18 protein-coding genes and 1 pseudogene are annotated in these 24,196 nt (G+C 45.1%); 9 read left to right on the top strand and 10 right to left on the bottom strand.

The window, feature by feature from the left end; translation table 11 throughout:
- Positions 1 to 286: 286 nt before the first annotated feature.
- On the bottom strand, positions 287 to 2,137 hold the full coding sequence (locus AB4384_RS10870) for an ABC transporter ATP-binding protein (RefSeq protein ID WP_017065156.1): 1,851 nt from the start codon (positions 2,135 to 2,137) through the stop codon (positions 287 to 289).
- Between the two features lie 586 nt (positions 2,138 to 2,723).
- Here AB4384_RS10870 and AB4384_RS10865 point away from each other — a divergent pair.
- Positions 2,724 to 3,698 carry an arginine deiminase-related protein gene (locus AB4384_RS10865; RefSeq protein WP_017061193.1) on the top strand — a complete coding sequence of 325 codons (975 nt, stop codon included), beginning with the start codon at positions 2,724 to 2,726 and terminating at the stop codon, positions 3,696 to 3,698.
- A 151-nt stretch (positions 3,699 to 3,849) separates the two neighbouring features.
- Here the strand turns inward: AB4384_RS10865 and AB4384_RS10860 are convergent, their stop codons facing one another.
- The 6 genes and pseudogenes from AB4384_RS10860 to AB4384_RS10835 all read right to left on the bottom strand — a co-directional run bounded on the left by AB4384_RS10860 (position 3,850) and on the right by AB4384_RS10835 (position 9,110).
- On the bottom strand, positions 3,850 to 4,482 hold the full coding sequence (locus AB4384_RS10860; protein WP_050647609.1) for a triacylglycerol lipase: 633 nt from the start codon (positions 4,480 to 4,482) through the stop codon (positions 3,850 to 3,852).
- A 134-nt stretch (positions 4,483 to 4,616) separates the two neighbouring features.
- A pseudogene (locus AB4384_RS10855) lies at positions 4,617 to 4,816 on the bottom strand (AraC family transcriptional regulator); the annotation flags it as partial.
- A gap of 18 nt (positions 4,817 to 4,834) precedes the next feature.
- Positions 4,835 to 5,410: a mechanosensitive ion channel family protein gene (locus AB4384_RS10850; RefSeq protein ID WP_017070158.1), complete on the bottom strand. Its 576-nt coding sequence runs from the start codon at positions 5,408 to 5,410 to the stop codon at positions 4,835 to 4,837.
- On the bottom strand, positions 5,410 to 6,345 hold the full coding sequence (locus AB4384_RS10845; protein WP_017062015.1) for a CorA family divalent cation transporter: 936 nt from the start codon (positions 6,343 to 6,345) through the stop codon (positions 5,410 to 5,412). The genes AB4384_RS10850 and AB4384_RS10845 overlap by 1 nt, the downstream gene beginning before the upstream one ends.
- Positions 6,346 to 6,671: 326 nt before the next feature.
- On the bottom strand, positions 6,672 to 8,294 hold the full coding sequence (locus tag AB4384_RS10840) for a phosphoethanolamine transferase (RefSeq protein WP_372129510.1): 1,623 nt from the start codon (positions 8,292 to 8,294) through the stop codon (positions 6,672 to 6,674).
- Positions 8,295 to 8,525: 231 nt separating this feature from the next.
- Positions 8,526 to 9,110, bottom strand: coding sequence for a porin family protein (locus tag AB4384_RS10835; RefSeq protein ID WP_065584469.1), 585 nt, complete (start codon positions 9,108 to 9,110; stop codon positions 8,526 to 8,528).
- Between the two features lie 192 nt (positions 9,111 to 9,302).
- Between AB4384_RS10835 and AB4384_RS10830 the strand changes: the two genes are divergently transcribed.
- Positions 9,303 to 9,842 (top strand): hydrolase, encoded by a 540-nt coding sequence (locus tag AB4384_RS10830; RefSeq protein ID WP_017065162.1) that lies wholly within the window; start codon positions 9,303 to 9,305, stop codon positions 9,840 to 9,842.
- Here AB4384_RS10830 and AB4384_RS10825 read toward each other — a convergent pair.
- Both AB4384_RS10825 and AB4384_RS10820 read right to left on the bottom strand, forming a co-directional pair.
- Positions 9,839 to 10,702 carry a MurR/RpiR family transcriptional regulator gene (locus tag AB4384_RS10825; RefSeq protein ID WP_017062019.1) on the bottom strand — a complete coding sequence of 288 codons (864 nt, stop codon included), beginning with the start codon at positions 10,700 to 10,702 and terminating at the stop codon, positions 9,839 to 9,841. The two genes, AB4384_RS10830 and AB4384_RS10825, sit on opposite strands and share 4 nt — an antisense overlap.
- A 171-nt stretch (positions 10,703 to 10,873) precedes the next feature.
- Positions 10,874 to 12,148, bottom strand: coding sequence for an amino acid deaminase (locus tag AB4384_RS10820; RefSeq protein WP_017067117.1), 1,275 nt, complete (start codon positions 12,146 to 12,148; stop codon positions 10,874 to 10,876).
- 176 nt (positions 12,149 to 12,324) lie between these two features.
- Between AB4384_RS10820 and AB4384_RS10815 the strand changes: the two genes are divergently transcribed.
- The 6 genes from AB4384_RS10815 (at position 12,325) to AB4384_RS10790 (ending at position 20,256) form a co-directional block, all read left to right on the top strand.
- Positions 12,325 to 13,758 carry an amidohydrolase family protein gene (locus AB4384_RS10815; protein ID WP_017067118.1) on the top strand — a complete coding sequence of 478 codons (1,434 nt, stop codon included), beginning with the start codon at positions 12,325 to 12,327 and terminating at the stop codon, positions 13,756 to 13,758.
- A 103-nt stretch (positions 13,759 to 13,861) separates the two neighbouring features.
- Entirely contained in the window at positions 13,862 to 14,254 is a 393-nt protein-coding gene (locus AB4384_RS10810) for a RidA family protein (protein WP_017065166.1), read from the top strand.
- 206 nt (positions 14,255 to 14,460) lie between these two features.
- The gene (locus AB4384_RS10805; protein ID WP_372129508.1) at positions 14,461 to 15,975 is read left to right on the top strand and encodes a sodium:solute symporter family protein; all 1,515 of its coding nucleotides are present in this window, start codon (positions 14,461 to 14,463) and stop codon (positions 15,973 to 15,975) included.
- A gap of 90 nt (positions 15,976 to 16,065) precedes the next feature.
- Positions 16,066 to 17,013, top strand: coding sequence for a sugar kinase (locus tag AB4384_RS10800; protein ID WP_372129506.1), 948 nt, complete (start codon positions 16,066 to 16,068; stop codon positions 17,011 to 17,013).
- A 14-nt stretch (positions 17,014 to 17,027) separates the two neighbouring features.
- Entirely contained in the window at positions 17,028 to 17,657 is a 630-nt protein-coding gene (locus tag AB4384_RS10795; protein WP_017070148.1) for a bifunctional 4-hydroxy-2-oxoglutarate aldolase/2-dehydro-3-deoxy-phosphogluconate aldolase, read from the top strand.
- 127 nt (positions 17,658 to 17,784) lie between these two features.
- A complete protein-coding gene (locus AB4384_RS10790) occupies positions 17,785 to 20,256 on the top strand; it encodes a family 20 glycosylhydrolase (RefSeq protein ID WP_372129505.1) in 2,472 nt (823 codons plus the stop codon).
- A gap of 119 nt (positions 20,257 to 20,375) precedes the next feature.
- Here the strand turns inward: AB4384_RS10790 and AB4384_RS10785 are convergent, their stop codons facing one another.
- On the bottom strand, positions 20,376 to 22,439 hold the full coding sequence (locus tag AB4384_RS10785) for an ATP-binding protein (RefSeq protein ID WP_372129504.1): 2,064 nt from the start codon (positions 22,437 to 22,439) through the stop codon (positions 20,376 to 20,378).
- A gap of 230 nt (positions 22,440 to 22,669) precedes the next feature.
- On the opposite strand from AB4384_RS10785, the gene AB4384_RS10780 reads away from it, so the two are divergent.
- The gene (locus AB4384_RS10780; RefSeq protein ID WP_102428879.1) at positions 22,670 to 24,013 is read left to right on the top strand and encodes a sigma-54 dependent transcriptional regulator; all 1,344 of its coding nucleotides are present in this window, start codon (positions 22,670 to 22,672) and stop codon (positions 24,011 to 24,013) included.
- Positions 24,014 to 24,196: the final 183 nt, after the last annotated feature.

Here is a 24,196-nt window from a genome sequence, read left to right as displayed (position 1 = left end):
GGTTGATCTCTAGAAAGAATATTGCGCGCATTTTAAGAAAAAAACGCCAAGAAAAAAACAAAAGGATCGATGAAGTTTATTGGACAGGTAGCAAAGAGCGCCAAATAGCAGGCATAAAAAAGGCTAGCCTCCCCCCGAAGTCTAGCCTTATTCCAGAACGCGCAAGCGAGGCGTCTTTGGTGTTAATGTCATTATATAATTACGACATAACATTCTGCCATGTGTAATTTACCGCTAATAAACAAATTGGTGTGAATCACATCGCACTTTTAAAATAGCACAAAAATTAAGCGTTCGTAGCTTGCTCAAGATCATCGGCAATAAAGCCACCGGTCTGGTGATTCCACAATTGAGCATAGATGCCATTTTGTGTAATCAGCTCTTGGTGAGTGCCTTCTTCAACGATATTGCCTTGGTCGAGTACGATCAGGCGATCCATCGCTGCAATGGTCGACAGGCGGTGTGCAATCGCAATAACCGTTTTGCCTTCCATTAGCTCAATTAAGCTCTCTTGGATGGCCGCTTCTACCTCAGAATCGAGTGCAGAAGTTGCTTCATCGAGAACCAATAGTGGTGCATTTTTCAAAAGAACACGTGAGATAGCGACACGTTGACGCTGACCACCAGAAAGCTTAACGCCACGTTCACCTACTTGAGCATCGTAACCAATGTTGCCAAACGGGTCGGTTAGCGTTTCGATAAACTCATGCGCGTGTGCTTGTTTAGTTGCCGCGTATACTTCTTCGTCTGATGCCTCTGGTCGACCGTAAAGAATGTTGTCTTTGATCGAACGGTGCAGCAGTGAGGTATCTTGGGTCACCATACCTATGTTGCTACGCAGAGAATCTTGAGTAACGCTCGAGATCTCTTGGTCATCAATCAGGATGCGACCACTTTCTACATCGTGGAAACGCAGTAGTAAGTTAACTAGGGTCGATTTACCTGCACCTGAACGGCCAACCAAACCCACTTTTTCACCCGGTTTGATGTTGAGGTTTAGGTTGTTGATCACCCCCTTATTCTCACCGTAGTTAAAGCTTACATTGTCGAAGTTGATACCGCCTTGTGGAACCTCCAGAGGCTTCGCGTCTTTCTTGTCTTCAATAGCAATAGGCTTAGACAGAGTTTTAATGCCGTCAATCACGGTACCAAGGTTCTCAAACAGACCACCAATTTCCCACATGATCCATTTCGACATGCCGTTAATACGCAGAGCCAAGCTGACCGCAATCGCGATTGCACCCACGGTGATTGCGCTATCTAGCCATAGGTAGATAGAGATACCCGCAATGCTGAACACCAATAGATAGTTAGCGAATTCCACGCAGATGTTGAAGCCGGTTACCAAGCGCATTTGGCGGTGCACAGTATCTAGGAAGCCTTCCATGCCTTCTTCGGCGTATTCGGTTTCTCTTTTACTGTGTGAGAACAATTTCACCGTCGCGATGTTGGTGTAGCTATCAACAATACGACCTGTCATCAGTGAACGAGCATCCGCTTGCTCTGAAGACACGTCTTTTAGCTTTGGCACGAAGTGCAGTTGAATACCGATGTAAACGAATAGCCAAATCAGCATCGGAGCCATCAAGCGCCAATCTGATTCAGCAAGCATGAACAGCATCGCCGTGAAGTAAACCGTCACGTAGACAAACACATCGACCATCTTGGTCACAGTTTCGCGCACTGCAAGCGAGGTTTGCATCACTTTGGTCGCGACACGTCCGGCGAAGTCATCTTGATAGAAGGACAGGCTTTGCTTCAAAAGGTAGCGGTGTGCTAACCAACGAATCGACATTGGGTAGTTGCCCAGCAAAGTTTGGTGAAGCAATAGCGAGTAAACACTGATCAAGATTGGCATCACAACCAACAGCAGAATACCGAGCCCCATCAATGTCGATTCGTTGTCTGCTAAGAAAGTGTCTGGGTTGCTTGTTGATAGCCAGTCGACCAATTGCCCCATGTAACCGAACAGCGCGACTTCGATGATCGCGATGGTCATGCTCATCAACCCGAGCAAAATCAATGGTTTTTCGAAACCTCGAGTGTAATGGCGGCAGAATGCCAGTATGCCAGTAGGAGGTTGTATCGGCTCTCCCTTTGGAAAGGCTTCAGTAAAGCCTTCAAATTTCTTGTACATAGATTTCCCTTTATAAACTAGTGCATCTATAAGCGACTGCATCGTTGGTGCAGCTTTGTTTTTATGGTCTTGATTCGAAATTTAACTGTCTTAGTTTGAAATTATATAAGCGCCCATGGGTTCTTATCAGTATTAAGTCATTCGATGGATTTTGTTCTAGCGCCTATTTAGGCACTTGGCTTTAAAACACTAAAACTTTGTCTAAGCGATGCAGGAAAGGTCCAAAGAGTGTCTTTCATGACGCTTATTTTAGATTGAATTAGACAGGAAAAGTTAAGCTGATTTCAAACGTAATTGATTGTTATGCAACGGTGATAATCCTAACGTTAAATGGATTGAATTGTAATCAAAACTCGTGATGGGCGAGAAAATGGAATCAGAATATTTATCCATAAAGTGACTTAACGAATATGCATACAGTTGGTTCTTTCTGATGTGCTGTTATCTTGCAGTAAAAATTACCGATTAATCTAAGATCTGCAGTAATTGTTTGGGATAAATATTCAAATCAATATTCTTTTCAGTGAATCTTGTCGTAACAAGTTGTTTACAATTCTGAAGTAAATAAAAGATAGGGACGGTTGAAATGTTAAACCTACACAAAAAATCACTTCATATCACTAATGTTCAAAACGCCAATTGCGTTGTTATGGTGCCACCAAAAGAGTTTAAATTTAACGAAGAAACAGCACGTGATAACGAATTTCAGCACAGAGTTAATCTGACCGAAGCTGAGGTGAAAGTAGAAACGATGGCCGAATTTAAAGCTATGGTCGCTTCGTTGCGTAAAGAAGGTGTGCAAGTTGTAGAGTTTGATTACCCAGAATTGGGCGTTGAAACTCCGGATGCTGTTTTCCCAAACAACTGGTTCAGTACCTGTAGTGATGGAAGCTTATTCACGTTCCCTATGGCGTGTGAAAACCGTCAGAATGAAGTTAAGCCAAATGCTCTTATTGAAGCGTTAGAAGCGTCGGGTCGCATTGTTAACCATAGCGAGTCTCTAGAGTCTTACATCGCGCAAGGTTCTTATCTAGAGAGCACGGGCGTGATGGTGATCGACCATATCAACAAGACCATCTACGCTGCGCTTTCTCAGCGTTGTGACCGCGAAGTGTTAGAAGATTATGCGAAGCGCATTGGTTATTCTCGCGTGGTCTCGTTCCAAACGGCATTACCGTCTGGCCAACCGATTTACCATACCAATGTGATGATGGCGATTGGCGATAACTTCTGCGTGATCTGTGATGAAGTGATTCCTGAGTTTGAACGCCGCTTTGTGGTGAAGTCGCTTGCTAAAGATAAGCAGGTTATCTCTATCTCAATTGATCAGATGAACCGTTTCTGTGGCAACATCCTGCAGCTTGAAACCGTGAATGGCGACAAGGTGATCGCGATGTCTCAATCGGCTTACGATGCGTTTTCTCCAGCCCAGTTAGCTCAGCTTTCGACGCATGGAAAACTGCTGCCATTTAACGTGAAAACGATTGAAGACATTGGTGGTGGTTCGGTGCGATGCATGTTGGGTGAGGTGTTCCTACCAACACGAGTTAATCGCTTGTAACAAGTATAGAAAGTATAACAAGCACTCACTTTCAGTAATGAATCTTTGAATACCACTCTTATCGCAGAGTGGTATTTTTGTTTTTGTCTTTCACATATAAGAGAACAGAGCTCGATACAGGAGTCAACGCGCAAAAGCTAATGGAAATAAGCTATGAAGCGTCCTTAAAAGCTCTGTGTTCGATGAACTGAGCTGACAGTGTTACGACTTCTTTGGAGTAGACGAGCGCCGTGTGGTTGAGTTTGAGGGCGTAAGTATCCGTTGCTCCTCTCAGGTTGGCGTCTTCGAGTGTGACTGTGCCATCGCCCGGGTTTCTTCCCAGAACAATACGTCCGACTCCGGCGTCGTAGGTACCTGTAATCACGCCAATCGGCACATCAATATCGTAGTCACCCAGGCCATCGCTTAAGATCATTTTGCTCGAACCAAATATAAAACCAAGCCCATGATTCGACAGTGTTTTGGCGATAGTTGCCCCATTGTGCGGCGTCCCTGCGGTAATAATGCAGGTGTCGGCAAAATTGGGCTGATAAAACTTAAAGTAGTGACGAATGAGTAAGCCACCGAGTGAGTGACCAAAGAAATAGACCTCATCGTATTCATTAAAGCGAGCATTCACGAAGCGATTGAGGCGTTTGGCTGCAGAAGGGAAACGCAGCGAGTTGTAGGCAAACTTGTGCGTTGTAAAGCCGCGTTTTTTGAAGTTTCTATCCAGATACTGCATGATCAACGCAGGCATATATAGACCATGAATTAAAACTATATGTTTGTTTTTATTATTCATTTTTGTCCTCCGTCTGATGATGTCCCCAGTATATTTAGTCGCAATTCTAAACTCAATAAAACTTGCTACGAATGAGACACAAAAGGCAGAGGTGTAAGTTATAAACAGTGCGTTCGTCATAGAGAAAAGGTGGGTTAGTCAGATCTCACTCCACCATACACATCTATGGTTAATCCGCCTTGTTTGGCGTAAGTATTGGGTGTTAGACTTTTTACCTTATTGAAGCTTCTCTCTAATGTCCTTTATCGCCAAGTTTTGCAATCCATGTCGAACTAAGCTCTTTTAATATCTTACGAATCAGTTCGCTGTGTCTATCTGTTTGACTTGCCGATATCTAAGGCACCAGTAGATCTTATGATTCTGAATTTTCAGTTTTGGTTAGCTCAGTATCACCTGCTTCACTTTTTGCTTCCGGTTCAACCAAAACTTTGATTACGCCTTTTTGTAGGATCAGGTTATTAGGGTAGGTGATAATGTTGCCCGAACTGTGTCGAAGAATAACATGGAACATGGTGATATCGATGATCACACCGCTGATGTCTTCGTCTTTCTCCGCGACTCTTACTCTGTCGCCAATGCGATAAGGGAAGACGAAAAATATTAGTACGCTGGCTGTGAGGTTACTTAGAATCGACCATTGCGCGAATAAAGCGACACCCAGCACCGCAAATATCGAAGACAAGAACAGAGAAATATCACCAAAACCCAAGTTAAGAACAATCGTAAACACAGCGATGAAGAGTAGAAACAGAACAATATTGAAACACTTAATCACGAACTGCTTTCGCTTCAATTCGACACGTTTATTTTCCGCTAATGTTTCTATCCAGTTCTTACCTAAGCGTTTGATCACCCAATACACAGTGATAAGAAGTAAACCTAAAACTACTTGTCTAAGCCACATATTGGATTGCAAAAACTCAACCATTAAATAAACCTCAATTTTTTCAAAATAACGACCTCTGCCGCTATGACCACGAGCAGCCCAACGCAAAATAGTGGAAATGCTATCGGGTTATCTGTTCCGGGTATCCCAGCGATATTGACACCCAGTAAACCGGTGAAAAACCCAGCAGGGAGGAAAATACCTGCAATGATAGAAAATAGGTACGTATTTCTATTCATTTTTTCAGCTTGTTGCTGACTTAGGCTCGCTAAAAATACATTAATTTGTTCGATGTAAAACTCAACAGACTCGTTAATTCTCAGGATGGTATCAAGGCTGTTCTTTATATGACTGTTGTGCTTACTCAATGGCGCAGGTAGGTCACTCATTAAATCTTCAAAAACGTATTTCTGTGGCTTCAAATAACGCCTTAGTCTGAGTAGCCTTGAATGTAGAGCGTTAATGGATCTTATGTCGATATTGGATGTAGATTCTAACTCGTCAATTAATAGTTCGACGGGTGCTAGGAAGGTTGAAATACTGTGGTTGATTCCACGGATCATGCCCAACAACACATCAGGTAATGATGTAGGGCCTTGGTTTTGTTTGAGATCAGATATCAGATTACTGACCGCTTTTGAAGGAACTTTACGTGTCGATATTAAAGTGCCTTTGTACCATAAGATGCGTAGGCTAAGCATGTCGTCAGGGTTAGCACCTTCGTTTAGATTAATGCCTCGCAGAATCATCAAAAAACAGTCGTGGCCAAATTGTTCGAACCGAGGGCGGGTGTCATCGGTGAGTAATGAATCGATGATGGCATTTGGAACCGTATTACTGTGGAGCCATTCTCTCAAACCGTCAGCATCTCTTTGGCAGTGATACCAAGTTGATTGCTCGAATGAGGCTGGGCTGGTGGTGTGTTCATGTGCCACCCCCTCAGAAAATTGCCAGCTTGAAATTATGAAAGCGTCCATTCATTTGTCCTTAATGATATGACGTAAACATTGATATTATGCGCCATTCAGGCGCGGTATTGAACTGAGCTTAATCGTGGTAAGTTCAATGAGCGATGTGAGTGAGATGAAGTCTAATAAGACATGTTGGTCTTTGGAGTACGACGGACTCTTCCATTATTGTCTCTATTAAATGTAGCTCATTGTTTCGTCGTTATAAATTAGCACTCTGGCTCCATGTTAGCGACGAAAAAAAGAAAAGACCGAGGTCTTTTCTTTTTAGGGGAAGTTGAGGAGAGCTTGTTCAGGCAACTCGAGTTTTCCGATGGTTTACATAAGTAAAAGCACTACCGACACGCAGCAAAAATGTCTTGGTTTTCTCGGTATTCTTTGGTTTGTACATCCATTAGGCCGAGTAAAGAGTCGAACAGGTTATCTTGGGAGAAGCTCTGTTCTTTGCCTGCCTTTCTTAAGCAGGTCTGGTTTATCCCTTTCTGCTCGGCGAAACCATCAGACATCCACATTATCATAGGCACATGGGTTTGCTCTTTCGGTGCCAATGAATAAGGCATGCCGTGTAAGTAGACGCCATTTTCTCCCAATGATTCTCCGTGATCGGAAATGTACATCAGCGCAACATTGTACTTATCGGTGAGTTTCTCTAGCTTCTGAATAGCCTGTGATAGAAAGAAATCTGTGTACAAGATGGTGTTGTCGTAGGTGTTGACCACTTGCTCTTTGGTGCAGTTTTCGATATCAGAACGTGGGCAGTCTGGCACAAACTTCTTATGATCTTCTGGGTATCGCTCAAAGTAAGTTGGGCCGTGAGATCCGGAGATATGATAGAAAATGATGCTATCTTGTTTAAGAACTTGAGTATCTTGTTCGAAGTTCTCTAGCATGGCTGTGTCATAGCACACATCTTTATTACACAGCGGGTCGCTGTCTTTGGCGACGAGAGTCATCTCTTTGATTCGATGTGCGACCGCCTTGTCTCCACCATCGTGCTCTCGCCAGATAGAGTGAATGCCCGCGCGGTTCATAATGTCGACTACGTTATCTTGGTTGTAGGCTTTGTCGCGATCGTAGTTGCTTCGGTTCATGTTAGAAAACATACACGGCACAGAAACCGCAGTGGCTGTTCCGCACGACTGAACATCAGAGAAAAAGATCGGATTATAGGGTTTGGTATGAGCATTGGTTTCTTTCTCATAGCCATAATATTGGTAGTTATATACACGTGCTGTTTCACCAAGAACAAACACCAATAAGGTCGGTTTGGTTGCCGCTTTTGCTTGTGGCTTGAGTTGAGCATCTAATCCCAATTCTTGATAGGGGATGGGCTGTTTGATGTAGGTGTTATTGATGTATTTGACTGTTGATGCTACGTATTCGGTCGGAATGATCATCTTTTTAAGATGAGAGTTATTACGACCAATCGACACATAATCTTTGTAAAACAACCCGGCAATGATGGCAATGACGATCAACGAAGAGAGCAATCCAATCGCCTTCCCAATAGCAAAATCTTTCCAAGATTCTCTTTCAAGATCCGTAAATAAAAGCAGCAGTGACGGGACTCCTCCCATCAGAACAAACCATAAAATAGAATAGCTGCTTAGGTAGCTAGCAGCCTCTCCGCTGTTGGTTTCGAAGACGTTTTCTATCATTCCATAGTCTACAAAAATGCCGTAGTTGAACATGCTGTAGCTGACTAAAGAGGAAGTAAGTAGTAACAAGATAAAAAAAGCTTTGGCGAATATCGGCCAGTTGAATACTTGAAAGATAAAGTTGAATGCGGCGAGAAAGAAAAATGGGATCGAGATGATAAACCCAATGCTTTCGGCTTGTGAGGCACTAAGAATATTGAACAGTTCGCGTGAGATAGGCAAGTTAATGACAAGCAGGTAATACACTGCCAAAACGAAAGGGAGTTTGTTTATCGACATGTTTAAGCGTGGTAGATTCATAGGTCTTGTCTTCCTGTGTCACTTATCCCTTTATTTTAGTCTCGCTACCAAGAAAGCTCTAATATCAACGCATAAAGCTCAATCAGTGATGGTGAGCGATAAACTGGCTAAAGTGAAATGACGCTAAGGTGTGTAGATACAAAAAATTTACTTTACTGAGTGACCTTCATGACAAGGTGGAACAGCAAAGTGAATTAGTATGTTCAGCTTATTCTATGTGGTTCAATCACATTAGAAGTTGTATGAACCACCGAAGCTAATGCTTTTGAAGGCAAGCGTGTGGTCACCAGCTGATATCTGAGAGTTCTTAAATTGGACCGTGTCGTCTACGCTTACTGCATCCGCTTGCGAGATTAAGCGTAGCGTTAGGTGTTCGATTGGCGTGTATTCAACACCTACACCAAAGTGGAAACCCGTACCGCTGTCATCAGCGTAACCAGCACTCTTATTTGCGTTTAGGTCAACAGAGCTTAAACCAGCCAATACGAATGGGCGGATTGTGTTGTCGAATGTGTAACCAAGATTTGCTGACAAAGAAACAGACGTCGGAGACAGCTTTTCAGCGCTATTTTTGTAGTTTGCGTAATCTGTGTAGCCAAGTTCAACACCTACGATACGGTTGAATTGGTAGCCGCCGTATAGGTTGTAGCCCATGCCATCTGAATCTAAGCTACCGTGACCGTCTGTGTCAGAATCTTGGTAGACACTAAGTCCGCCACCAATGTACGCACCGCCGTCAGTACCTGCTGCTAAAGCTGGAAGAGAAACTGCGCTGATTAAACCCAGTGCTAATGCTGATTTCGTTATCTTGTTCATCTTTGTTACTCACTCTTAAATGTCATGCCAGTATCAATAATTTTTATTTTGCGACCTTTCGACCGTTGGTGAGTATTATTCCGTAGTCTTGTATGTATTACTGTATGGCTTTGTAAGCTGAATCGTTACATAGTAGAAAAAATACACATCAGGTTGCTTAGTGAGTCAGGCTGTTTAAAACAAGGAATAAACATGCTAACGAAACAAAACACAGGTTTGGTGGTTGTGGACGTACAAGGCAAGCTCGCACGCCTTGTTGATGAGAGCGATACGCTGATTGCTAATTGCGGGAAGTTAGCTCAAGGAGCGCAGGTTTTGGGGCTGTCAATTATTCGTTTGGAGCAGAACCCAGAGAAGCTAGGTGCTACAGTCGACGAACTTAATGACTTGCTGAATGATGCAAAGCCGATACCTAAATTCACTTTCAACGCGTGTGATGAGCCCAAGTTTGTTGAGGCGGTTCAAGCCAAGGATGTAGAGACTTGGTTAGTGTGTGGTATTGAGGCTCATATTTGTGTTTATCAAACCGCAATGGGGTTGTTGGAACTTGGGTACAAGGTTCAGGTAGTTGGCGACTGTGTTAGCTCACGAACGGCACTCAACAAAGATCTGGCAATCCGTCGACTAATGGATGCTGGTATCCAAATCACAGGATTAGAAATGAGCTTATACGAGCTTGTGAAAGACTGCCGCGCGCGTGAATTTAAGCTCATTCTATCCTTGATTCGTTAATCACCGAGAGGCTGTCTATCGCCACCGCCTCGGTAAGAATCGAGCGCAACTTTCAAGCGACGCAGTTTGTCGCGCGAGCGGTTCTTGTGATTGACTGCGATTCCCATAGAAAGCACATCCACTAACGCCAACATAGCGTAGCGAGAAGCCGACGGCTTGTAGATGAAGTCGGTTTCCATATGCTTGATGGGTAACAAGATATCGGCAATTTTTGCTAGCGGTGTATCTTGTGGGGTAATCGCAATGATCTTGAGTCCGTACTGTTTCGCCAGCTCTGCAGTTTCGGTGATCACAGGCGTGAAACCGGTCGCGGAGATCATCACCATTACGTCATTAGCATCTGCCGTGGCAGCAACCATACGTGACATCAAGCCATCGTTGTACGACACCACTGGGTAGCCTAAACGAAACAGTCGATGTTGCAGCTCTTGAGAAGCAATGGTTGAACCACCACCCATACCAATAGCAATGATCTGTCTGGCGTTATGCAGCCAACTGACTGCGGTTTCAACGTCTTGCTCTTTGAACAAGGTGCGGTTGATGTCTAGGCTTTGCTTGATCGATTCGTAGATACCTTGATAACCCGTTTGGTCAACCGGTTCGAGGATAAAGCGCTGGCCAACGGTTAGCGTCTGAGCCAACTTAATCTTCATATCACGTACGTTGCTGCAACCGATCGCTTTAGCAAAACGTGTAATGGTGGCTTCACTCACTTGAGCGCTTTCAGCAAGCTCTGTGATGCTGGCATTGGCAGCAAAATCAATGTCGTCCATGATCAGCTTAGCGACTTTTTTCTCTGCATCACGAAGAGCGGGAAAACGCTCCGTTATCTGTGAAATGATATCTACTTCTAAACTCAAGAATCCTGATCCTTTGTTGATGGGGCTAATCGTTATCACCTAGTTATTAAGAACCTAGCTCGTAAGAAGTAAGCTCTTTAGCTTTTTAGCCATTTAGCCGTTTAAAACTAAGCGTTAGCCCCGTTAGTATATCTTATTGTTTCGCTGATTCTAGCTTATTGAAAAATCGAACTAGAAGCAGGTTTCCACCCAGTTTGTTACCTGATGGTCGTCATCGCTGATGGCAATGTGGCGCCACTTATCGAAGGTTAAACACGGGTGTGAGGTTGAGAATGCAATCATGTCGCCCACTTCAATTTCAGAAGAGCCGTCCGTTTCAACAAAGGTATGCTGATCCATCACGGCGGTCGCAGTCAGCCCTTTCACAGAGATAGCTTCGCCATTGCGATAGCCGCGTTCGGCAATAGGTAACCCCGCATCAAAGGCCACATCACGCTTGCCTAGCCCAACAACTAGTTTGGTCGGTTCTGGGCGAGAGATTACATACGCCCATACCTCAAGTGCCGATTCCAGATCTCCACCCAATTCGCACGCGTAACCTTGGTTTACTTGGGCACGCTGCAACACCTTGCTTTGAGCGTCTAGGTAGATACCTGTGTCGTGAATCGCGTAACAGCCCGGGCGGATGATCGCCAAGTAATCGGTTAGGTTCGCTAAACATTCTGCAACCACGTCATACCAAGCCGAACCTGCACCAGTGATGATAGGTTGACCGGTAATTAAACCGTCTGATGCGAGGCTTTCGACCGAGGTCAGCGCTTGGTTTAAGAAGGTACGAATGTCTTGCTCGGCATTGTCGCCATGAATCACGCCCTCATACACCTCAATACCCGCTAGCGAAAGTGCAGGCGTATCTTGAATGGTTTGAGCCAGTTCTAAAACTTCTTGAGGTGAACGACAACCACAACGGCCACCCGGAACACCAAACTCGATTAGAGCTTTTAGCGTCTGCTTTTTGTTGGCGAAGTATTGGTTGAGTTGCTGCACGTTTACCGATGAATCCACACAGCAATAGAAATCAACGTCGAACTCACTAATAAGCTGTTCGATGATCGCCATGTTGGTTTTACCTACCAATTGGTTAGCCATGATGATTCTTTTTGCGCCTGCCATTGCTGCAATTTCTGCTTGTGCAGGTGTCGCAACGGTAATTCCCCAAGCGCCATTTTCTAGCTGTTGACGGAAGAAATCAGGCGTCATCGATGTTTTGCCATGTGGCGACAATTTAACCTGATGATGATCGGCGAATGATTGCATCCAATTCAGGTTATTGGTCAACGCTGATTGTTTGATAATTGCTACCGGAAGCGAAATGTCTTCATCAACCAGTCGATAAACACCGTTCTCAGATTGTGATACAGCTCTCCCTTTTTGGCCTTTTTCAGTCAAGATGAAACTATCTTTTTGATACTTTATAACATCTTTTTGTGCAGGGTTATGTTTCATTGCTGATTCCTAACATGATTTAAGTGGTTGTTATTTAATGTTTAAATATATCTGTAATGTGTTTTGTGATAGAAACTATCACACAAATTAAAATATTATGTGTGTTTTGTCACTGAAAATAATCGGCTGGATTTCTAATATAGCTCCATCAACAAAGTGGATTGAGAGAGTGAGAAATGTTGTTCGATACGATAATTAAAAATGTAGAGGTGTTTGATGGCACCGGCGAACAATCGTTTTGTGCCGATGTAGCAATCCGAGATGGAAAAATCGCCGAAATTGGCAAAATCGATCATGAAGATTGCAGCCAGTTGGTTGAGGGAGCAGGCTTAGCATTGGCTCCTGGATTCATCGATGTACACACACACGACGATACCAATGTTATTCGTTACCCTGACTGCCTACCAAAGATCAGCCAAGGTGTGACAACCGTGATTGTTGGTAACTGCGGTATCAGTGCATCACCTACAGTTTTGGCCGGCGACCCACCAGACCCAATGAATCTTTTAGGCGCGCAGGTTGATTTCAAATACCCAACCTTTGCCGCGTATGCACAAGCAGTGGAGCAGGCGCAACCAGCGGTGAACGTAGCAGCGTTAGTTGGCCACACCACACTGCGTAACCAAGTGATGGACGACCTACAACGCACCGCAAGCGAAGAAGAAATTGCAGCAATGCAAAGCAACCTTGATTTAGCAATGGAGCAGGGCGCATTAGGCTTGAGTTCTGGTTTGGCTTACGCAAGTGCGAAGCAAGCCAACGCGAATGAGGTGATGCAGTTAGCCAAAGTGCTGTCTAGCCATGGCGGCATCTATACCACGCATATGCGTACCGAATTTGAAGAGATCTTAAGCGCGATGGAAGAGGCGTTTGAGACAGGCCAATACGCGAAAGTACCGGTTGTTATCTCTCACCTTAAATGTGCAGGTGCAGGCAACTGGGGCAGAACTGTTGAAGTGCTTGATTTGATGGACAAGGTTTCAGAGCACCAAGATGTGTCTTGCGACTGCTATCCATACTCAGCGAGCTCTTCGACATTAGATCTGAAACAGGTGACAGACGATTTCGACATCTTCATCACTTGGTCTAAAGCAAAGCCTGAACATGCAGGCAAAACGCTTAAGCAGATTGCTGATGAGATGAACCTACCACTGATGGACGCAGCAAAAGCGCTTCAACCAGCCGGTGCGGTTTACCACTGCATGGATGAGAACGACGTAAAGCGCGTATTGAAATACAAGCTGACCATGGTTGGTTCTGATGGTTTACCAAATGACCCGCATCCACATCCAAGATTGTGGGGCACTTTCCCGAAAGTCTTAGGCCACTACTGCCGAGATGAAAAACTGTTTGCGCTGCCAGAAGCGATTCACAAAATGACCGGAATGTCTGCGAAGCGCTACAACCTCGCGGGAAGAGGTGAGATTCGCCAAGACGCATTTGCCGATTTAGTTTTATTTGATCCAAAGAATATTAAAGACACAGCAACATTTGAAAATCCTATGTCAGTTGCTGAGGGAATCGAAAGTGTATTTGTAAATGGTGAGTTAACTTACCAAAAAGGAAAAGTGAAAAATAATCGTTCAGGCGTTTTTATTTACCGTAATTAGAATTTAATTATTTTATTAGATATACAGTAATAAGAAAACGACGAATTAATTTAAATATATTGGAACAGAACCAATATTATCTATAAAGAAGTGGAGTTAAAAAATGACTATTAAACGTTACGGTGTTGAAGGCGGTACAGGTACAGGCGGACAACATTTACCATTTGCACGCGCAACTGAAGCGGGTGGTTTCCTATACGTTTCTGGCCAGACACCGATGACAGATGGTGAAGTGGTAGAGGGTGGCATTGTTGACCAGTCTCGCCTAGCGATCCAAAACTGTGTCGATATCATGACTGAAGCGGGCTACGGCCTAGAAGACGTAATGCACGTAAAGGTTGTGCTAACGGATTCTCGTTACTTCCAATCTTTTAATAAGGTATTCAAAGAGTTCTTCGGTGCTAACCCACCGGCTCGTATCTGCATGGTCTGTGACCTAGTGGTAGACGTGAAGGTTGAAGTAGATGTGACTTGCTACCGCGCGGATCGCGTTTAGTAATAACCTAATCACAATTACCTACTTAGAGAGTATTAGGGGTTAGTCATCCCTGTTATTATCCTTTAATACTCTCACCCTACATTTATAAAAATTACTTTAATTAAAATAGATAAAATCAATAAAGTAATTATATGAAATATAAAAATGAATGAATCATAAATAAAGTTCAAGAATGAACTTAATATTTCACTGAGAGGTGTCAAATGAACAGCACACTTTTTCTTACAGGCTTCGGCGTGTACGTATTATTTTTAATTTGGTTAGGCTGGTTTGTCTCGCGTAATCAAAAATCTGGCGAAGATTTCTTATTAGGTGGCCGTGGCCTGCCATTATTCTTAGTATTGGGTACAACCGTCGCGACTATGGTCGGCACGGGCTCAAGTATGGGTGCGGTTGGCTTCGGCTACGCGAATGGTTGGGCTGGTGCTCTGTACGGCATTGGCGGTGCTATCGGCATCCTATTGCTAGCCCTTTGGTTTGCTCCGGTTCGTAAACTGAACTTCATGACCATGAGTGAAGAGCTGGCTTACTACGTAGGCGCTAACCGAATCGTGAAAAACGTGGTTGGCCTACTTATCTTTATCGCGTCAATCGGTTGGTTAGGTGCGCACATTCTAGGTGGTGGCATGTACCTAGCGTGGATTGCAGACATCGACCTTAACCTTGCAAAAATCATTATTGCTGCAGCTTTCACTATCTACGTTGTTATCGGTGGTTACACAGCGGTTGTATGGACCGATACGATTCAAGCAATTATCCTTTTTGCGGGCTTCATCCTAATGGCGGTAATGTCTGTTGATCACATCGGTGGCATGGACAACCTTTACGCTGCGATGGACCCTGCTGCTACAAGTTTTTTAGCAATCGATAAACTGGGCATTCTGCCTGCTGTTTCTCTGGCTGTGGTTATCGGTGTGGGTGTACTTGCAACACCTTCATTCCGTCAGCGTATCTACTCTGGTAAAGATGTTTCAACTATCCGTCGCTCGTTCGTTGCTTCTGGTGTGTTGTACCTTTTCTTCTCTATCATTCCAGCAATCATTGGTATGGCTGCACACGCAATCGACCCATCATTGGATAACCCGAACTACTCGTTCCCTTACGTAGCTGCAACGGTTCTTCCTGTTGGCGTAGGCATGATTGTTCTTATCGCAGGCCTATCTGCAACCATGTCGAGCGCAAGCTCAGATGCGATTGCCGGTGTATCTATCCTACTGCGTGACGTGTACGTGATGTTCACAGGCCGCGTACCAAACAAAGAATCAATGTTGAACTACTCTCGTCTAGCTTTGGTTGTGGTGATTGGCTTCGCACTACTGTTCGCACTGACGTCAAACGACATCATTGGCTACATCACTAAGATGATTTCAACGGTTATGTCGGGCATGTTTGTGTGCGGTATGTTGGGTAAATTCTGGAAACGCTACAACTGGCAAGGTGCGCTTGCAACACTAGCAGGTGCTTCTGTAGCTTCATTCGTAGTAATGCTAAACGCTGACTACACAGCCTTCTGGGGCAATCCTGTAATCCCATCATGTCTGTTTGCTCTAACGGCAGGTGTGGTTGTGAGCCTAGTGACTCCGGCTAACCAAGTAACACCTGAAATGGCAAAAGCGATTCTTGATGACGAGCGTGCTCTGATGGAGATGGAAATGTCTGAGACTGGCGTACTTGAAGAAGAAGCGGCACCTCAACGTCCTGCAAATCAAACAAGCTAAACCTAGTCTCCACAACTGGTTTGCTTAATTCAGGTCCTGCTTAGTGGCAGGGCCTTCTCCCACATATATCTCTCTATTTTAGGATCGGCTATGCCTGCATCTTCTCATTTCAATATTGCTTTCTTCGGCGAATGTATGGTCGAAATAAGCGGCTCTCCATTAACCAAAAAATTTGGCGGTGACACGCTCAATACCGCGCTTTACCTTTCTCGCTTAACCCAACATCAAAACCTGTCTGTTCATTACGCGACTGGTTTGGGTAGCGATGAACTGTCTCAAAACATGATTGATAGCTGGCAACTAGAAGGCATTCAAACCAATTTCGTTGAACGTATTCCAAACAAGTTGCCCGGTTTGTACATGGTAGAAACGGACGAAACGGGTGAGCGACATTTCCACTATTGGCGCAATGACGCGGCAGTAAAATCTTACTTTCAAACTGACGACCTGAATAAGCTTGAAATCGCGCTGACAGAGAAACAAGTCGACGCGGTTTACATCAGCGGTATCAGTATCGCGATTTTAGATGACACCTCACGTGAACGTCTGTTGAAAGCCATTGGTGTGTTCTCAAATCAAGGCGGAAAGCTGATTTTTGATAACAACTATCGCCCGCAACTTTGGACGACTGAACAAGCTCAGCATTGGTACGCCAAGTTACTACCATTGGTCGACATTGCACTGATTACCGAAGACGACGACCTGCTGGTTTGGGGCAATGGCGAGATCGTTCAACAACGCTGCCTTCGCTTAGGCTGCCAAGAGATCGTCATCAAACGTGGCTGTGAGCCATGCAAGATTGTTCAAGTTGAACAAGGCGATGTTGTTGAGAGTTATGTATCCGCGACTCGTGTTTCTAACGTGGTCGACACCTGCGCTGCGGGCGATTCATTCGCTGCGGGTTATTTAGCTGCGCGTCTTACTGGCGAGAGCGCCACCGACGCAGCCGAATTTGGCCACCAACTGGCTTCCATCGTTATTCAATACTCTGGCGCAATAATCCCTATGAGCGCTATGAGCCAACTGATTAAAAAATAAAAACCGGAACTATTATGTCTCAAGAAATGATCAACACACTTAAGCAGTTCAAAGTTATCCCTGTTATCCAAATCAACAAGGTGGAACATGCGATTCCACTAGCAAAAGTGTTGGTAGAAAACGGCCTGCCAGTAGCAGAAGTGACGTTCCGTACCGAAGCGGCAGCGGATTCGATTCGTGCGATGCGTGATGCCTACCCAGAGATGTGTATCGGTGCAGGTACAGTACTCACACCTGCGCAGATCGACCTTGCGAAAGAGGCGGGCAGCGAATTCATCGTAGCACCGGGCTTGAATCCCAACACAGTAAAACGTTGCCAAGAGATCGGTATGCCAATCGTTCCTGGCGTAAACAACCCAAGCCAAGTAGAGCAAGCGTTGGAGCTAGGTCTTAACTTTTTGAAGTTCTTCCCAGCAGAAGCGTCTGGTGGGATCAATATGGTGAAATCTCTGTTAGCGCCATACGTTGATGTGTCTTTAATGCCAACGGGAGGTATCGGCAAGCACAACGTGAATGACTACCTAGCCGTGGATCGCGTGGTGTGCTGTGGCGGTACTTGGATGGTATCTCCGAAGATGATCGAGAATGAACAGTGGGACGAGATCGCGGAGTTAGTTAGAGAAGCGGTCGCTCTTGTGAACTAACGAGAAGCGTTTGGAATAAAGATAAGTGTTTTAAATAAAGATAAACAACAGCAGTGGTTGATGGTTCTGTTTTGTGAATTGCCTCCGATAAACAAAACAGAACGCCCGTTATATAGGAAAACTAATAATGAAAAAAACTATATTATCCCTATTGATTTCAGGTTCAGTAGTGTCCCCAATGGCGTTAGCAATGGCTCCAAGTACCGATCTAAATTTAATGCCGTACCCGCAAACAGTCGAGCTGAAAGCTGGGCAGGTTAAGGTTGATGGCAACTTCAAGGTTTACATCAAAGGCTTTAACTCTGACCGTGTTGAATACACGGCGAAACGCTTTATTGACCGCCTTGAGCGCCAGACTGGTGTACCTATTCTAAACTGGCAGGTTGATAGCGCCGACCAAGCGAACCTGATCATTGATATCGACGCGGCGCCAAAATCTGAAGTACAAAACATTGATTCTGTGGAGTCCTACAAAATTACGACTCAGGGCGAACAAATCACGCTGAGCTCTCCAAGCCCATACGGCACAATTCACGGCATCGAAACCCTTTTACAGCTCGTTGAAACCACAGCGACTGGCTACCACATTCCTGCTGTCACGATTGTCGATGAGCCTCGCTTCCGCTGGCGTGGTGTCTCTTACGATACCTCTCGTCACTTTATCGAATTCGATGTGCTGATTCGTCAGTTAGATGCGATGGCATCGGCGAAGATGAACGTTTTCCATTGGCACTTCTGGGACGACCAAGGTATTCGCATTCAAACCGAATCATGGCCACGTTTGTGGTCTGAAACCGCTGATGGTAACTACTACACCAAAGACCAAGTCCGTTACTTAGTGGAATACGCGCGTAATCTTGGTATTCGTGTGATTCCAGAGGTGTCTCTTCCGGGTCACTCTTCTGCGGTTGCTTATGCTTACCCGCGCCTGATGTCGGGTGGTGAAGGTCAAAGCTATGAGCAAGAGCGTGGTTGGGGCGTGTTTGAACCATTAATGGACCCATTGAATCCAGAGCTCTATGAAATGCTGGGCGACGTATTTGATGAAGTGACCGAGCTGTTCCCAGATGAGTATTTCCACATCGGTGGCGATGAGCCGAACTATGCGCAGTGGAAAAACAGCGAAAAGCACCAACAGTTCATTGAAGAGAATAATATCGATGGTGAGCGTGGCCTGCAGTCTTACCTCAATGTAAAAGTTGAGAAGATGCTCGAAGAGCGCGGTAAGAAGATGACGGGTTGGGATGAGATCTGGCATAAAGATCTGCCAACTTCTATCGTGCCCTTGCCAACTTCTATCGTGATTCAAAGCTGGCAAGGGCACGATAGTATCGGTCGTGCAGCGAAAGAGGGCTACCCAGGTATTCTTTCTACGGGTTACTACCTAGATCAACCTCAGCCAACTAGTTACCATTATCGCAACGATCCAATGCCAAGCGGTATCACGGTTGACGATAAGCTGCACAGTGGCGAAAATTTCGTGACATACCAATGGGAGAAGCCACGTTCAAAAGGCAGCCCACGTAAGGGAACGCTGACTATCATTGAAGCGAAAGACGGTACATTCCGCGCGTTCAGTGATTACAACGGTAAGTCTCGTGAAGAGATCTACATCCTTGATTATGCGCCGGGTAAAACCTTTGTCGGTCACTTCGATAACTTCATGTCTTATACTGAGTTCAACTTGAATCTGAATCCAAATGGGTTTGCTGAAGGCAGCTACCAGTTGATTGGTAACGTGCGTTGGCCAACCACAGGGGAAGTGATTGCGAGCAGTGATGTTGAAGGCAGCGTGATTCCTGAACCTAATGGTGGTTACCCTGCGGAGCTAACCGACAAAGAAAAAGAACTTATCCTAGGTGGCGAAATCACCATGTGGCTAGAGAACAAAGACAGCCTCACGGTAGAAAACTACCTATGGCCGCGCAGCTATGCGATTGCAGAGCGTTTCTGGTCTGATGCAGAACTGACAGATGAGCGCAGCATGTACAAGCGCATGAAGGCGATGGATACATGGTCTGAAGTGTCGGTTGGACTTCGTCATCATGCGGATGCTGACATGTTGTTAAAACGCATTGCGAAAGGCCAAGATATCCACGACCTACGCGTGCTTGCAAAATACACCGAGCCAGCACAGTACTACGCTCGCAACTGGGAAAAGTGGAACTCCACTGAACCTAAGGGCACTTTATACAGCCAATACGAGCGTCTAAACCGCTTCGTTGATGCGTTGCCAGTGGAAAGCTACGCTGTGTATGAGATGCAAGATTTGGTCAATGACGTGGCGACGGGTAATCAACAAGCACTTAAGCAACTTGCAGGTCATTATCAGCAAGCTAAATCGGCAGCTCTTGCGGCAGAGACAATCTTCGCTGGTAACGTGTCTTCGGCAGAGACTGTGGTTGTCGCAGAGAAAACCGTTGAAGTCGCAGACTTGGCGCTAACTTTGATTGCGAAAGTACAAGCAGGCGAGAAAGTAAGAGCAGCAGACATGAATGCCTATCAAGCGATACTGTCTGATTCGGCGAAAATCTACGACGAATCGATCATCGCGATTGTTCGGCCTACAGAGTTACTGTTAAAGCAGCTAGCTGAGTAAGTCGCTAACTGATGAGCTGATAAGTCACACGCCAATAAGTGATTCAAAACCGCCCTCTGTGGGCGGTTTTTTAGTTCTGGCTTCTTTATGAGGTGCGATTTAATGCTTTTTGTTAGTAATTACTTACTCTCTATATTCTTCAGCGTTAACGTGAGTGTCATGCCTTGGTCTGAGTTGTTCTTCGCTATTAATGTGCCTTGTATATCGCGCACGTTGTTCGCTGTGATAGCCAACCCGAGCCCCAAGCCTTCGCCCATCTTTTTGTTGGTATGAAATGGTTCGAAAATGGTTTCGAGTTGATCTTCAGACACACCACAACCGTTATCTTGAACCTTGATGATCACACGTTGTTGATCGGTATGTGCACTGATAACAATGGTCGCGGGTGTTTGATTCTGAGTAGCATCGATGGCGTTTCTAAGCAGGTTACCAAGCACTTGGCGAAGTCGCGCCTCTTCTCCCATTACCATCGAAATATTGGAAGCGACACGCACGCGAATATCGACGTTTTCCAGTTCGGCTTGATGAATTCGCAGGGTTTCTTGCAGTGCGTCTGTCAGTGAAACTGGGTAAGGCTTTTCAAGTCTTTGGAAGGCGAACGACTTCAATTGGCTGGTCATGTTAGCCATTCTGTCGATCAGGCTCATGACTAAGTCCATGTTCGCTTTCAACATCTTGGTCTCGCCTCTTTCCATCAATAGCTGGTTACTTGAAAGTAGCGTTTTTAGGCCAGTAAGCGGCTGATTGAGTTCATGAGTAATCGCACTCGACATCCGCCCTAGTGCAGCCAGTTTGCTAGATTCGACAAGTTCTTGCTGCGCATCTTTTAGATCTTGAGTTCGCTCTTCGACCCGCAGTTGTAGCGTTTTATTGGCGTTTTGCACCGCAATTTCGGCTTTCTTACGTTTGCTGATATCGATTACGGTACACAGGTAGTAAGTCGTCGCATGCCAAGGAAAGGCGCTAATAGAGAATAAAACAGGGAAGTAGCTGCCATCGCTGCGTCTTGCCATGGTTTCGACGCTAGTTATCTCGGCCAGCTCTTGATGCTGCTCTAAGTTTTTGAGCAGTTGCAAGGTGGTTGAATTCGGGTTACCTGCCTCAAATAACTGCCACGCCTTGATGTTATTGATCATTGAATCAGATAGTGAAAAGTAGTTCTTCGCCATCAGGTTGATATCGTGAATGCGTCCGTGTTTATCGATCAGTATTAACCCAACATGGGTTTTATTGATCATCCCAGACAGTCGTTTCTCAGACTCTTCGATAAGCTTTTGGATTCTCAGATTGCTGAGCTTTTTCTGGCGTCTTTGGTAAAGAATAACCAACAGTAACAGAATGAAAAGACAGCCAACCGCCACACTCCAGCTGATCCAGTTCGTGGTCTGGTTGAGGCTGGTTAATGGCGTTAGGTAGGTTAAACGCCAATTCAGATCGTCTAACTTGATGGACTGAATTAGGTAATCTTTATCTTGCAATCGCCACACGCGAATATGGGTTTGGTCATACAGCTCACGTTTTGTCGCTGTGGGCTGAGAATTGAAGGTGTCATTGAACCAATCGGCACTCAACCTGTTGTCACTGGAGAGAAAGAACTGATCGCGAGGGTTCTGAAACAGTATCGCCTCACCATCGGCAAACCATTGATCGGTTAACAATGACAAATCGATTTGCACCGCGACAATGCCAACCACATCAGAGGCTCGATATACGGGTGCCGCTATGAAGTAATCGGGTGTCACGCCTTTGTTTTTTGTCACCACTGAAATCGCACCACCTTGTTGGTGGATCTTCGAAACAATTGTACTGGCGTTCTTATTGCTCAGTTTGCTTCTTTCAACACTCGATACCAACAAGTCCCCTTCGCCAGAAAGCAGATACCAGCCCTTGGTGTTGGCGGCTTTATCCAATTGAATCAGCTGCTTCTTAATGCGTTTTTCTAGGCGGGCTTCACCATCAATGAAGCGCACACTGGTTTCATCATTGGTTACTAGGTAGGGCAGATAATAGAAACGCTTAAGGGTTCGCCTTGCTTCGGCAATGTAGCCAAGGAAGCGCTGTTCGGCATAGCGTTGGGCTTGTTCAAGCTTCCACTGGCTGATGCCATTCTTGGTGGTGACCTGCACCAAACCAATCAATAAACAGGTACACAGGAATAACCAATATCGATTGTTATTCATCATTTCTGATCAAATCCCTTTAAAATTAGTGGCTTGCCTCTTTGAGCTAGTGGTTTGACAAGGTTTTATGTTTGCTTTTTAAGCGAATGGAGAGTGAGACAAATCGAAGCTAACAAACATTATTAAACTGTTAAAGGAGTGTTATTCAAAGTGGGAGCTAGCTCCTTTTCGTCTGAGGTTTTTTTACATACCGTGGACGATATTAATCAGATGTAGAGTGGCGGAACCAAACTATGCAGCGTATTGCTTTAATTGAAGATGACGCGATTGTGCGTCAAGCAACCAGCCAATGGTTGCAGCTGGCGGGCTTCGATGTCACCGCATTTGAAGTAGGACAAGATGCGTTAAACGCCGTAGAGCAGGGTGATTTTCAAACCATTATCACCGATGTTCGTTTACCTGATATTGATGGTGTTGATCTGCTAGGGCGTTTCAAAGGTCTTGTGCCAGATGTGCCTGTTATTTTGATTACTGGGCATGGTGATGTCGATATGGCGGTGAAAGCCTTACAGCAAGGTGCCTATGACTTCATTGAGAAGCCATTCGACCCAGAGCGTCTGTCTCAAACGGTATCGGAAGCGGTAGATAAACATCAAAGTGGCCAAGACAGAAACAGTCGTCAGAACTATCTGGATAACCTTAAGGGCATTGAACAGGTGCTGATCGGTCGCAGTAAAGTGATGTGTGAACTGCGCGAGCAAATCCAGAAAGTCGCTTCCATAGACACCAACGTGATCATCTATGGTGAAACGGGTTGTGGTAAAGAGCTGGTCGCCTCTTGCTTACATGAATTCAGCCAACGTAAAACCCATCCGTTTGTTCCGCTCAACTGTGGCGCAATCCCAGAAAATCTCTTTGAAAGCGAGCTGTTTGGACACGAAGCCGGAGCGTTTACTGGTGCGGCCAAACGACGCATTGGTAAGCTGGAATTTGCCGACAAAGGCACAGTGTTCCTTGATGAAATAGAGAGTATGCCGCTGTCGATGCAGGTAAAAGTGCTGCGCACCTTGCAAGATAATGTCGTCGAACGCGTGGGGGGGAATCAGCAACAACATGTTGATCTACGAGTGGTCTCTGCCTCGAAAAGCGATCTACTGAATCACCCCGACTTTCGCCAAGATCTATTCTATCGTTTGAATGTTGCCCAGCTGCATTTGCCTCCACTCAGTGAGCGTGAAGAAGATGCCTTACTTTTGTTTGAACACTTCACCCAAGAAGCCAATTCCGAAACACGTATAGCCAGTGAGGCTGATCGCTATGCACTGCTCTCGTATGGGTGGCCGGGCAATGTGCGTGAACTGCGTAATGTTGCGATTCGTTTTGCGCTGGATGAAAGCCTGACCGTTGGGGATATTTTGGCGTGTCGTCCCAATTCTGTCACAGAGTCCACAACGGCGGGCATCCCTTTGGCGGTTCAAGTGCAGAGCTTTGAACGGAAAGTGATTCATGATGCGCTAGTTCGTTATCAGGGACGCATCAATGATGTTATGCAAGATTTGGATTTACCTCGTCGAACATTGAACCAAAAGATGGTGCGTTATGGGTTAAATCGAAGTGACTACGTCGATTCTCAATGATCGGTTTGACAGTCGTGTTTATTGGATATTGATGAGCAATAAATGGCTCATCATATATTTATAAAGTGATAAATATTGATCACATAAATATAACATGATGTGACCTGACCACCTTTAAGGGGATGTTAACTGCGGCTTTGTATAAGCAAAAAACAGCTTACTCATTAGTAGTGAAATAAGCAA

It is taken from the genome of Vibrio sp. 10N.261.51.A4 (genome assembly GCF_041471945.1).
Taxonomy (GTDB): Bacteria; Pseudomonadota; Gammaproteobacteria; order Enterobacterales; family Vibrionaceae; genus Vibrio; species Vibrio crassostreae_C.
Note: the sequence above shows the minus strand (reverse complement) of the source record. Positions and strands in the feature narration are given on the sequence as shown.

Bases quoted from the DNA above. Each gene is read 5' to 3' on its own strand.
- AB4384_RS10845 (WP_017062015.1), bottom strand. From the start codon at position 6,345: ATGGACGCTTTCATAATTTCAAGCTGGCAATTTTCTGAGGGGGTGGCA.
- AB4384_RS10835 (WP_065584469.1), bottom strand. From the start codon at position 9,110: ATGAACAAGATAACGAAATCAGCATTAGCACTGGGTTTAATCAGCGCA.
- AB4384_RS10805 (WP_372129508.1), top strand. From the start codon at position 14,461: ATGAACAGCACACTTTTTCTTACAGGCTTCGGCGTGTACGTATTATTT.
- AB4384_RS10815 (WP_017067118.1), top strand. From the start codon at position 12,325: ATGTTGTTCGATACGATAATTAAAAATGTAGAGGTGTTTGATGGCACC.
- AB4384_RS10870 (WP_017065156.1), bottom strand. From the start codon at position 2,137: ATGTACAAGAAATTTGAAGGCTTTACTGAAGCCTTTCCAAAGGGAGAG.
- AB4384_RS10785 (WP_372129504.1), bottom strand. From the start codon at position 22,439: ATGATGAATAACAATCGATATTGGTTATTCCTGTGTACCTGTTTATTG.
- AB4384_RS10780 (WP_102428879.1), top strand. From the start codon at position 22,670: ATGCAGCGTATTGCTTTAATTGAAGATGACGCGATTGTGCGTCAAGCA.
- AB4384_RS10790 (WP_372129505.1), top strand. From the start codon at position 17,785: ATGAAAAAAACTATATTATCCCTATTGATTTCAGGTTCAGTAGTGTCC.
- AB4384_RS10860 (WP_050647609.1), bottom strand. From the start codon at position 4,482: ATGAATAATAAAAACAAACATATAGTTTTAATTCATGGTCTATATATG.
- AB4384_RS10865 (WP_017061193.1), top strand. From the start codon at position 2,724: ATGTTAAACCTACACAAAAAATCACTTCATATCACTAATGTTCAAAAC.
- AB4384_RS10840 (WP_372129510.1), bottom strand. From the start codon at position 8,294: ATGAATCTACCACGCTTAAACATGTCGATAAACAAACTCCCTTTCGTT.
- AB4384_RS10850 (WP_017070158.1), bottom strand. From the start codon at position 5,410: ATGGTTGAGTTTTTGCAATCCAATATGTGGCTTAGACAAGTAGTTTTA.
- AB4384_RS10800 (WP_372129506.1), top strand. From the start codon at position 16,066: ATGCCTGCATCTTCTCATTTCAATATTGCTTTCTTCGGCGAATGTATG.
- AB4384_RS10830 (WP_017065162.1), top strand. From the start codon at position 9,303: ATGCTAACGAAACAAAACACAGGTTTGGTGGTTGTGGACGTACAAGGC.
- AB4384_RS10820 (WP_017067117.1), bottom strand. From the start codon at position 12,148: ATGAAACATAACCCTGCACAAAAAGATGTTATAAAGTATCAAAAAGAT.
- AB4384_RS10810 (WP_017065166.1), top strand. From the start codon at position 13,862: ATGACTATTAAACGTTACGGTGTTGAAGGCGGTACAGGTACAGGCGGA.
- AB4384_RS10795 (WP_017070148.1), top strand. From the start codon at position 17,028: ATGTCTCAAGAAATGATCAACACACTTAAGCAGTTCAAAGTTATCCCT.